The sequence below is a fragment of the Paenibacillus sp. FSL R5-0914 genome (assembly GCF_038004525.1).
Taxonomy (GTDB): Bacteria; Bacillota; Bacilli; order Paenibacillales; family Paenibacillaceae; genus Paenibacillus_AQ.
Genome location: NZ_JBBORH010000004.1, coordinates 112,146 through 123,912 on the forward strand (window position 1 = coordinate 112,146; position 11,767 = coordinate 123,912).

The window sequence follows — 11,767 nt, forward strand, 5'->3', positions numbered from 1 at the left end:
CCATCGCTTTTATAATTGATGCTGCTACTTCACAAAGTTCACCCCCACCGTCTGTTCCCCAATCAGTTTCTTTTCCCCCTTATAGCTCAGATACACCTTCACTTGCAGAGAAGGAGTGGTGAGGCTTGTTGAGAGGCCATCTATCTTGTATTTTCTGGTAACCAAAGTGAAGTTGCTTGTATCTTCCGCCGTATTTAATCCGTACTCTTTCTGCGTGATGATCTCCCCGGCGTTTTCCAGTTGAATGATAATTTTATGTTCCGTATCAAACGAATCAAAAGACAGTTGTTTCGTTAAGCCAGCCGTGAATTCTAGTGTCCCGTTATAACCAGAGACCAGTTTAGTCTGTGGATAGGAGATCTCCAGACTGTAAGGACCGGCGTTCATATTGGCAAGCCCAGTGCCCGTAGACTCCTTATCCTCCATAAATGTAAATAAGGCAGGTTTGACAAAAGCATCTGCGTTGCTGCTGTTGTCAGCAATCACTTTGTCGTTAATTGCCAAGCCAAACAGCAACTTCAAATCCGCTAATTTCGTACCTTTAGGTACTCTCCCCGTTAATGATTGAATAGCTACACTGCCATATTTCACATTTTGTTCAGAATTCGTCTCATATTCAAGAGGATTATAAATTCCATCCTTACTCTGAAAGTATCCATATAAGGGATTATGAACTTGAGTTCGTTTATTCTTATTTCGCTGAATCATCTGTACTTCCACCAGGTCTTCCATCGAACCGGGATATACCAGAACTTTGTACATTTGCGTTTCTGATTCACGACCGGCTATATTGAGCGAATAGGTATCTCCAGATGCATATTCTGACGTTGTATCTATGTTATCAATCTGGAATTGGCCAATGCTTCGGCTTGCTCCCTCTTCGTCCAACTGCAGCAACATAGTCATATCACCAGTGGGCATGGAGTAAGGGATTTTCCCGATTACCTGTAAGGAAATTGGTACATCTGGTGAAGCACTAATCACTTTATCCAATACAACAGATTTCGTGTCCACTGAAACATGATTCACTGTATAACCCGCTTTAAATTTCGGGATGGCTCCGCTCCGGTATGAGCTGCTGAACAACTCGAATTCCGTGACAATGGCATCCTCCCCGTCTACTGGTAAACGGAACGTCGAAATCTTCTTTATTTTGAAATCTCCATCCTTCGTTGAAAAATACATCCAATCTTTCACTGTCATCTGTGTATTCTGCAATCCCGGTAGACTGAACGAAGCAACAGGTCGATACAATTTGTTATTCCCTTGCTGAAAGGGTTCTTCCAATATCAATTTAAAATCCTGCAACCCCACGGTCTCGGGAAGTTGTAATTGAAAGATCATACTCTTCCGATCTTGCGGACTTAGTTCATTTTCCGTTTGGGCATCTGTTAGAGAACCTTTGTAGTTATACTTTTGGCTCACAGAACCACTCAGTTTAAATTCTGGCAATTCAATTGTTTGCTTTCCATCATTTGTAATCGTAATTGTGCCTTCGACTATTCGGTATTTTCCATCCATATGTCCCATGATGTTACTCACACTTATTGAATAAGGCGAGCTGTCTTTGATTGCCATTTTGGTGATACTATCTGATTTTGTTTGTTCTACCTCTGCTGACTTTCTTAACGGAATCTTTAATAGAGGCTGGTAAACTGGGGCTTCGCCACTGCTTAATACTTTTGCGATAATCAGGTTCATATTGTAATTGTTCAAAGACTTTGGAAGATCTGCAGAAACAGAAACCTCCAGTTGTTCCAACGCGTCCAGTGTTTTATCTGATGTGGTCTCGCTTTGAGCCAGCAGATAGGTGATCTTGTTAGCTTCAACAAAATAAACCAGACTCGGATTACCGATAGCATATTTATTATTATTTTTAAGTGTGATGGTTGTGCCTATATCCATTTCGGGCAAATCAGTTTCGGTTATGTATAGTGGATCCACTCGCAGCTGGAGTTGATCCTTGTCAGGTCTGATATAATGTCCCTTCTCTGTGTTGACAGGTATTGTAGTCCAATCTCTAGCCTGTGCAAGCTTAAAGATATGTTGTGTCAGACTCACGTTGTTTTCCTCCGTAGCCATGAACAGTTTGAAGTTTTTGGATTTGGAGGCCTTGGGAATTGTTGCATATAGATCAACAACAATTTTTCCCTTAGGGTTCAATGTACTATCGGCATTACCTTCTGTATTAAAAGGATACAGCTCACCCGAATCTGCTTGCAGCCAGTAATTGTATTTAGGAAGCTCTACCGGCTGGGTTCCCCAGCTCTCCATCTGGAAAGCCAGAGTATAGACCCGGTCATTTGCCGTTTCATACGAGTAGAAATCGCCTATAGACATGCGGATATGATTATTTTGCAGTACTGATATTTTGCTGTCTCCGGCTGCTACAGTGTTCGAATAATTTCCTGGTATTTTGACTGTACCAATGGACTTACTGAAGCCCGCATAAGCAATATTCCACTCCTTCACATCAAATTGCACGTTGGTAAGCTGCGTCTGATTAGAAACAGTTGCGTAAAAAGTGAAATCTTTACTGGATTGCGGCAATACCTTGGTATTGGTCTGAGATTCTTTAACCTGAATGGCATTCCCTGGATTTCCGGCATTGGTCTTCACCGTAATTCCATATCTCAACATATCCAGAGGTGCCTGACCTCCGTTCATTAGTCGGACCTTGAAGGACAGCACATTGTTCTTTCCCCACTGCACTAAGTAAGGTTCGAAGATCTCGATTGAACTGTTTTTGCTGAGACTTACTTTCCCTACTGTTTTAGCTGCTACATTCTTTCCTTGAGCCAACACTTGCCCGTAGCCTGACAATAGAAAAATACATAAACCAATGGTTACACATGCTGCAATTACCTTCTTCATCTTACTTCCCCTTTTTGTTATCTTAGCGTAAAGCTCTCTTCAGCGACTTTTTTGAGCGGTGACAGGAAGAAATCGATAATCCGTCTCTGGCCTGTTTTCGCTTCAACGGACACGGACATCCCCGGAGTCAAATGGATCTGATTCCCTGATGAAGTCTCCGCAGACAGTACCTTCAGCTTAGCTTTGAAGACAGGTCCAAGCTTCTCATCTTCGAAGGCATCCGGACTGACATAGATAATCTCACCTTGCAAATAACCATATTTCTGAAAAGGAAAGGTATCCACCTTCACATTGGCTGCCTGACCCTTTTTAATAAACCCGATATCCTGGTTGGCAATCGTCGCTTCTACAATAAGCGGCGTATCATCCGGCACAATGGAAATGACATCCTCAGCCGAAGTTACTACCCCTCCAATAGTAAAAGAGGACAATCCATGCACAGTTCCGTCTACCGGTGAGGTTAATTGCTGCAGCTCAAACCGCTTCTCTGCTTTGGTTAACTCAGATTCAAGGGTGTAAAGTGTCTTTTCATTCTCAACAAGTTCGTCCAATACTGTTCTACTACGCTGTTTCTTAATGGATATGACATTTTCTTCGGCTTCAGCCAGTGCATCTTCTGCCTTGATAATTTTCTTTTCCTGAGAGTCTATGTCCAGTAACGTCTTATTTAAATCATTATCCGCCTGGAGTAGATCTGTACTGTCTGTGAAGTTCTCATCTCCGCCGTTTTGTGATTTCATTAGGGCGAGCTCATAGTCTTTGCTGGCCAATTCCAAGGCGGATTGTTCCAGATGAAGCTCCTGTCGGGTCTGAGATACCACGAGTTCGGCGGCTTTAATCTTACTGTCGAATTCCTCATCCCTAGCCTCGCGTAATTGCATCTGCACTTGCAGCACTTCTTCTGCAACAATAGCTGAGCTAGCTGGTGGAGCCTCACCCTGTTCAAGCCCCTCAAATGATTTGCCCTCAAGTTCAGCTTCAAGCATCGCTTTTTGCAGTTTGGCTACATATAGTTGCTTTGCCATCTCTTGAATGTCCGCCTCCGAGGTCGTTGAATCTAGTTCGATAAGCAGCTGTCCTTTTTGCACATGCTCTCCTTCAGTTACCAGCACTTCTTTGATGGTTCCCCCTTCGAGTGGCTGTAGAACCTTGGTTCTTCCATCAGGGATAACTTTTCCACGGGCTACTGCGACTTCATCAACCTTTCCCAGATAAGACCAGACCATCACAATAATAAATAAGATAATGATCGTCCAAATCAGCCAGCGTCCGAGCGGTGCCGGAGGAGTCTCTTCAATTTCCACTGCTGCAGGTAAAAATTCATATTCTAACCGATCTGATTTCAATCCAAACATATCTATTCCCTCTCCTGCTGGTTGTACAGATAATGGTATAACCCTTTGTTCGCCAGCAAGCTTTGATGTGATCCTGATTCAATTAAATGTCCTTTATCTAGCACGATAATCTTACTGGCTGTTCTGAGAGTAGAGAGCCGGTGCGCAATGATAATTACAGTACGGCCTGCACAGATTTTTTTCAGATTGTTCTGAATAATACGTTCCGATTCATAATCCAACGCAGAAGTCGCTTCGTCGAAAATTAGGATTCGCGGATCAGATAGCAACGCTCGTGCGATCGCTATCCTCTGACGTTGACCTCCGGATAACCCTTCACCCCGTTCACCAACCAACGTGTCATAACCTTCTGTCAACTCAATAATAAAGTCATGTGCCCCGGCCAAATGAGCTACCCGAACAATATCCTCAATCCGGGCAGAAGGATTATTTAAAGCAATATTCTCCCGGATCGTTCCGCTGAAGAGGTAGTTCTCCTGCAGCACGACACCGATCTGTCGGCGCAACCATGAGGGATCGGCCAAGGAAATGTCCACACCGTCGATCAGGATTTTACCAGACTCCGGGACATATAAACGCTGGATCAGTTTGGATACCGTGCTTTTACCGGAACCACTGCGACCCACGATTCCAACAACCGTTCCTTGTGGTATGGCAAAGGAGAGATCCCTTATAATTTCCGGACCATCCACTTTATAGCGGAAGGTAACGGACTCAAAACCAATCTTCCCTTGAATCCGCGGCAATCTTGTTTTAGATGCAGATACTGCTGGTTCTGGCTTAACCTCGAAAATATCTTTTAGTTTATTAATGGAAATGCCTGTTTGCTGAAAATCCTGCCACATCTGTACCAGCCTTAACACTGGATCACTGACACGGGAGGCTAACATCTGAAAAGCAATCAATTGTCCCACAGATATTGTTCCCGCTAAAACTAGATGTGTACCGTAGAACAAAATAACGAGATTCGAAATCTTCTGGATAAATTGTGCAAGCGATCCCGCTGTGCCAGATAGGAGAATAACTTTAAAAGTTGCCCTTGTATAATTAGAGAGTAATCCCTCCCACTTCTTCTGAGAAATCGGCTCAAGCGCGAATGATTTGATCGTTTGAATTCCCGATACCGCCTCAACCAGATAGGATTGGGACTCTGAACCGCGTTGAAATCTCTCCTCCAGCCTATTTCGAAGTAAAGGAGTAAAGATTAAAGATAGTAAAGCATATAAGGGCAACGTACCTAACGCAATAAATGTTAAATTGGAACTGTACGCAAACATAACAACTATGTATACAACAATGAATAAAAGATCAAGTACCGCCGTAAACGGGGAACCTGTAAGAAACTGGCGAATATTCTCTAATTCTCGAACTCTAGCAATGGTTGCGCCAGTTCTCCGGTTCTCAAAATAAGATAGGGGGAGGCGAAACAAATGACTGAACAGCTTTGTACTTAGGGTTATATCCACTCGGCTGGTCGTATGGGTGAAGACATATGTACGGCTAATTCCAAGAATCAATTCAAATGTGATTATAATCAACAGACCGACCGCGAGCACATTTAAGGTGGAGAGTCCATGATGCACAAGAACCTTATCGATAATGACTTGTGTAATTAATGGGGATACAAGCCCGAACAATTGAATAAACAGGGAAGCCAACAGAACCTCGGCCAGTATCTTTTTGTGCTTCCATAGAGCAGGTAGGAACCATTTGATTCCGAACTCTTCTGTATACCCCGTTTTCACTTTAGGAGAGAATAAAATGATATCATTGCTCCACAGTTCTATCATTTCTCTTGTAGAGAGAGAAGACGGTTTCCCTATAAGCGGATCGAAAATCAGAAACTGGTCATCTTTCGCTTTAGCCAGAACCAAATACTCTCCCTCTTTGGTAATCAATACAGCGGGTAATGGTAATTTGTACAATCTTTTCAGCTGAATTGTTGCCTTCTTAGATTTTAGACCTAGCTCACTGGAGGCTTTAAGCATTTGCAATGTGTTCATCCCATCATCGTCAATAGCAAAAGAATGCTTAATCTGCTCATAATCTGCTGAGATGTTATGATAGTTGGCCACCAAGATTAAACAGTGCAGCCCTGTATCAGTTTTCTGAATCTTCTCCTCTTCGTTTTGCTGAGTATTTTCTTCCTCATAAACCACTTCTGCCTTCATCGTTTGCACCCTTTATGATGTAGTTAAATCCAAATTTAAAATCTAAACATTTTAAATTTGGTATTTTACGGTATATATAGATTTATAAAATAATATTGATTATAACAGGTTCAAAAGAGAATTTTTACCTTTTTATATAAATTATCGGTTTAATAATTCTAAATATGTACATTATTGTTTTTAATTTCTCGTAAGCTAACTGAATCTGTTTCTTATAAAAATAAAACACACCGCAGAAAACGCCGGTGTGAGTTTGGTTTAGTGTTAAATTTCATTATTATGATTACGCCGCATTCCAAAGCCCCCTCAGAACACCCGGTTCTGATTCCGATCATCAATAATAATCTGCACGGCTTCTTTAAACTGAATCGCATGGATAATCTCCCGCTCCCGCAGGAACTTGAGACTATCCTGCAGATCCACATCATCCGTCATGTCAATCAGCCACTGGTATGTAGCTCCAGCCTTTTCCTCCGCTGCAATGTCCTTATACAAATCTGCCAGCGGGTCCCCTCTAGATACATTGATCATCGTACATATTGCTTTATCACTTTTTAACTAATTGCGGGAAAACTTTATCTGCATAGATTGGGACGGCAACTGCCAAAACGAGCGTTAAAATTATTATAATGAACGACAATACTATTAGAACTAAATAACTCGTTAAGGACAGTAGATATCTGAAAAGCTGCCATTTCATTTGCAATCATTCGCTGCGGTTGATACGGCTCTAGTCCACAGTTGTGAGAAGGTGGAATAGCATCCTTTGCATCGATAGGATATACCGAGTTAAGAGCAGGCAAAATGACTTCTCCTGCTTTCTTAAGACCTACAACGACTTGACCTGAATACCCACTTTCCAAATTGTCTAAGACTTCTTCCGGAGTCCACTCTTCCTCCGTCTTATCTTCAGGAATAAACACTCCTTCAATACCGGCATCTATATAAATCAAATCATCGGTTTTATTGAAGTATTCATTCATGATGTTTCGTGAATAGTCGTAGGGTAAGCCCCAAGCGCCAAATATGTTTACGCATACCGGTTTCTCAAGGCTCCCCTCGGAACCGGACTTGAAGCTTTCACCTCATCCGGCTCCCCAGATAACTAACATCCTACATATTGCCTAAGTGTACCTTTGTGTAAATCCACGTGACATTTCCTACATAGCGCTATAGTTTTTCGTTGTCTCGCTATCATTACTCTTTCCCATAGCTCCTTACCGTTCAAACCTTTGAGTTTACGTACATGGTGCATCTCTAGTTCTACCCCAGAAGTTCCACACCATTCACAAGTGTCTGCAGCAAGTCTTGCCATAAGGCTTCCTCTTCCAGTGTAGATAAGCTTATTTGGTATTAGATCGACGTCTACATCAACGAACGCCTTCTCGGACCGCTTAAATGGTCCATTAAAAAGTTTGTTGATCATTAGCTTCCCTTTGCTGTTCTTATATGTAACTGCAAGAGCGCCATCGATTGAATACTTTCGACGTATCTCGCTTGCCGATGTCCTATACTTATTGGCGAGCGTCTTCTGAAAGCTTTGATGAATAATGAAGTACGGATGGTGAAAATTGAATATGTTATGTGCAAGCTGGTAGTAGTTATAAAAGCCTCTAGTTGTTGCATTGTATGATCTGATGATTTCAAGTTCATCAAGGTTAGTTAGAGGTTTGTTATGCCTGGCTCTCCAGCTCCCATCTTGTCCAATTGACATATATCCATTTTTCAAGAGAAACTCTCTTACTCTGTCGTGAGGCATGCGTAGTATTACATTCCCGTTGAGCTGTTTTACTAAGCCTCTCTTCGTTGGAATACCTGCACTTGATCTCGCGATTTCAATTTCGTATCCAAGAAATCTAATTGGCTTTGAATTGTGAGTGATGAAAGTTTTCTCCTCGCTGAGATTCAACTTCAACTCTTCCTTAAGGAACTGCTTGATTTTCTGTTTTAGTTCTACCGCATCTTCTTTGTTTCCGATTACACTGATAATAAAATCATCTGTATACCGGAAATACTTTAGCCTACGAAACCCCGCGTCCATGTCATCTTTGCTTGACATATTACGTTGAATCAGCTCGGATTTCCTTATCTTACTTAAGAGTGTCTTTTTCTCCTTCCGATCAGTACATGCCGCGTAGTATTTGCGGTATTTTTTGACTTGGAAGTTGGCGCTACCCCAGGCATTGCTGTGTCCCCTTGCATCTCCCTTATAGAATTTCTGAATAAGGTTGTCCATAAATAAATCTAGTTCACCTAGATATATATTGGAGAGAATGGGGCTCAATATGCCACCTTGCGGAGCGCCACTGAAAGTCTTATGGTACACCCAGTTTTCAACGTATCCAGCTTTAAGGAACTTGCGGATCAGATTAAGGAATCTTTCGTCCTTAATCTTTTTGCGAAGAATGTTTATAAGAATATCATGGTCGATATTATCAAAGAATCCTTCAATGTCACCCTCAACCCACCATTTAGTACTTTTACATCTATCCCTTATCTTGAGGATTGCTGTGTGACAGCTGCGACCGGGTCTGTATCCGAAAGAGTCTTCGGAAAAGGTCGGTTCATATAGGCATTCCAAAATCACTCGGACTGCTTCTTGAACTATCTTGTCATCCATTGAGGGAATGCCCAATGGACGCATCTTACCGTTCCTCTTTTTGATATACGTCCTTCTGGCGGGGGTGGGACGAAAGCTTTCGTCCCCAAGAGACTTGATCATTCTGTTGATTCTATCGAGACTATACCCATCGATTGTCTTTCCGTCATAACCAGGCGTCATATTGCCTGGGTTAGAAGCTTTTCTCGAGTAGGCTCTTAAGTACAGCTCTGAATTGTAAAGAATACGATACAGATCCGTGAATTTAAAATTCTCCACTTTAGTCTTTTCTTGTAGGATGTCTAAAACTACATCAAGTCTTTGCATGGTATTCCACCATAACCTCTCGTATGTTTTAGAAAAGTAATCCTGCTCTCCTTCGCCAGCACCAGTAGTGTCACTCATGCCTCCATGAATGTGTGGGCGTCTTTCACGCTTCCGAATTTACGGCAATCCCTGTTAATTCAGGTTCCTCAGACTACTACGAGAGCTCCGACACCATATTGGATATTCATAGACCATTGTCTAATAGCTCATTCAGAGCGTTCCAACGTAGGTGTTCTCCGTTTAACCCTTAGCTGATATTTAAGAAACTACTTAGGCTCCCATTTCGCTCTTGTAACCTGCTTATTGTAGGCGGCTGAATCTACGGTTGACGTATGCGAGGATAACGAACCCACATAACCTAAGATTCACCTTCACTCTTTCCCACGATGACGTGAAGGGGGGCGCGTTCTTCCCTCCTAGAGCTTGGGTTCAGGCAATTCAGCTTTAGCCATATAGTTTCGTCTCACTCCAGAAGCACTCAGAATCGACGTGGTTTCAATTCTGCCACTTCTTCTGTTACCATGCGATTGTCCCCCAAGCGGTTTCCCTTTGAGGTAAGGTATGGAGTGGCAAGAGGCCACACTCTTGGCAGGCTTCCCTGTCATTCAGCTAAATGTCTTTTACGGACGCACGTTATCCACTGCTCCAATCAAGACTTTTTGAATATGCTGGTCATACCCATGACGATAGTCCGTGAGTGTAAATAACTTCTCCAGAGATTCAACTGATTCAATATAAGAATTGGAATAAGATCCAATCTTAAGTCCATAAGTAAGTCCGTATCTCTTGGCCAAGACATCTGCCTTTTTGAATCCAATATCAGAAGAGATAAAAGGTTGCCGAAGCAAATTTTTCTCTTCGACTGCATCCGGATCCGCTATGAGCAAATAGGAATTCACTTTATCAAAAGCGCTCATTATTTTTGTAATACGCTGAACGGCATATCCGCCGGTCCCTCCGCTACCAACGATCACGATATAATACATCATCTTTGAGACTGAAGGCAGATGAGATTGTGATTTCTCTCTTTTATGAAAGTCGAATAATTGAATCATTTTAAAGGACCTCCTGAGTTGAGATCACAACGCGGTTTCTCCATTTTTGCGGATAAGGTGTATAAAGAATTAGATTCCATGAGTCATCTTGGTTATCGTAGTTACCTTCTATCCAGACTGACGAGAGGAGCGGGAGGAATTTACCGGCTACTCCAGCACGAGTCTTGATGTCAAAACGAATAACGCCATCTCCTTTAATGATTCGGCCAATTACACCATATAGCATTGTGCCAATTTCATCTTCGTTATCAATAGAGCTGAAATATGCTCTCATCGTATTGTGGGAGTGAATTTCAGCAACACGGATGAGATTTGGTCGAAATTCGGTGTAATTCGGCTCAATTGATTCTTTGCTTACTTTTTGTTGAGGAATGTTTAGAACATAATTTTTATTTAAACTATCCCAGTAGAGAACCCCCATAACCTCGACTTCTAGAGCGGAATAATCCGCGAAGAAGGAGATTAGCTGAAGTATTAGGTGCTCAGGAATCTTTGGAAGAGATAGCTTAAAACCCTCCTGGCATTGATCTAGGCTATTTATCTCGGGAAGCTGTGTTAAGAGCTGCTGGAATCCTTCCCAATTTTGAAGTTCGCTAATATACGATTTGGCCACGAAAATACCAATAGGATTCTCACGTACTTCATAGAACCCATCTTGAGCTGCCAAGATATTGACTATTTCTTTATTTTCAAATAGCTCCTTGGCTGTAGAAAAAAAACCGCGGGAACCTTCAATAAAGAAGGCTCCTTTCTTACCACCAGTGATAATCGGTACGATAATGTTCTGCTTCGCATCCCAGTCCATTTTTGTTCTACTCTTAGAACATTCTGGGTGATCCTTCTGCAGAGCTTTTCGTACATCGTCTAGTGTGGCCACGGATAGTTTATCTAGTGCAATGTATTTAGTGATAGGTCGGTTTATACCGGCATAGCAGATGAATGTCGTACTCGTAAAAACTGGTTTCTCCTCTATTTTGCCTGCAGTAGACTTAGGTTCAGTAGATGGAGACTTCCCAGCAAGCTCATTTTCATCGGCATCTTTTTCGTTTTCCTCTTGATCTTCAGATAAGGCATCTTTCTCTTCTTCAGATAAATCGCTATCCTTCAGATCCTGGTCATCACATCCATAGTCAGAACAAGAATCTATTACGGATGGTTTAATCGGTTGTGAGGCGTTACGCTTTCCATTCAGAAGAGGCGAGAAGCTTTTATCGTCACTTTTTTTATCATCAGATGATTCTGTATCCTTTGACTGCGATTCAAGGGGGCTGCTGAAGCTACCGTTGAAATAATCAAAGAGATTTTTACCACCAAAGCTATCATTATTAGTTGTCATTTTTATATCCTCCAGATTCGATCTATTTTTTAAAAATGTAATCTTGATCT

7 protein-coding genes and 1 pseudogene are annotated in these 11,767 nt (G+C 42.0%); all 8 read right to left on the bottom strand.

The features are described from left to right. Positions 1–24 precede the first annotated feature (24 nt). Positions 25–2,874, bottom strand: a complete 2,850-nt coding sequence (locus MKX60_RS29720) for a hypothetical protein (protein WP_341061837.1) — start codon at positions 2,872–2,874, stop codon at positions 25–27. A gap of 17 nt (positions 2,875–2,891) precedes the next feature. Then, positions 2,892–4,229, bottom strand: a complete 1,338-nt coding sequence (locus tag MKX60_RS29725; RefSeq protein ID WP_341061838.1) for an HlyD family type I secretion periplasmic adaptor subunit — start codon at positions 4,227–4,229, stop codon at positions 2,892–2,894. A gap of 2 nt (positions 4,230–4,231) precedes the next feature. Beyond that, positions 4,232–6,400: a type I secretion system permease/ATPase gene (locus MKX60_RS29730; protein WP_341061839.1), complete on the bottom strand. Its 2,169-nt coding sequence runs from the start codon at positions 6,398–6,400 to the stop codon at positions 4,232–4,234. Between the two features lie 306 nt (positions 6,401–6,706). Next, positions 6,707–6,919, bottom strand: a pseudogene (locus tag MKX60_RS29735) (manganese catalase family protein); the annotation flags it as partial. 56 nt (positions 6,920–6,975) lie between these two features. Beyond that, positions 6,976–7,383 carry a hypothetical protein gene (locus MKX60_RS29740; protein ID WP_341061840.1) on the bottom strand — a complete coding sequence of 136 codons (408 nt, stop codon included), beginning with the start codon at positions 7,381–7,383 and terminating at the stop codon, positions 6,976–6,978. A gap of 122 nt (positions 7,384–7,505) precedes the next feature. Next, the gene (locus tag MKX60_RS29745) at positions 7,506–9,404 is read right to left on the bottom strand and encodes a reverse transcriptase/maturase family protein (protein ID WP_341061841.1); all 1,899 of its coding nucleotides are present in this window, start codon (positions 9,402–9,404) and stop codon (positions 7,506–7,508) included. 542 nt (positions 9,405–9,946) lie between these two features. Then, entirely contained in the window at positions 9,947–10,381 is a 435-nt protein-coding gene (locus MKX60_RS29750) for a ThiF family adenylyltransferase (protein WP_341061842.1), read from the bottom strand. Between the two features lies 1 nt (position 10,382). Continuing rightward, positions 10,383–11,717 carry a hypothetical protein gene (locus MKX60_RS29755; protein ID WP_341061843.1) on the bottom strand — a complete coding sequence of 445 codons (1,335 nt, stop codon included), beginning with the start codon at positions 11,715–11,717 and terminating at the stop codon, positions 10,383–10,385. Positions 11,718–11,767 lie beyond the last annotated feature (50 nt).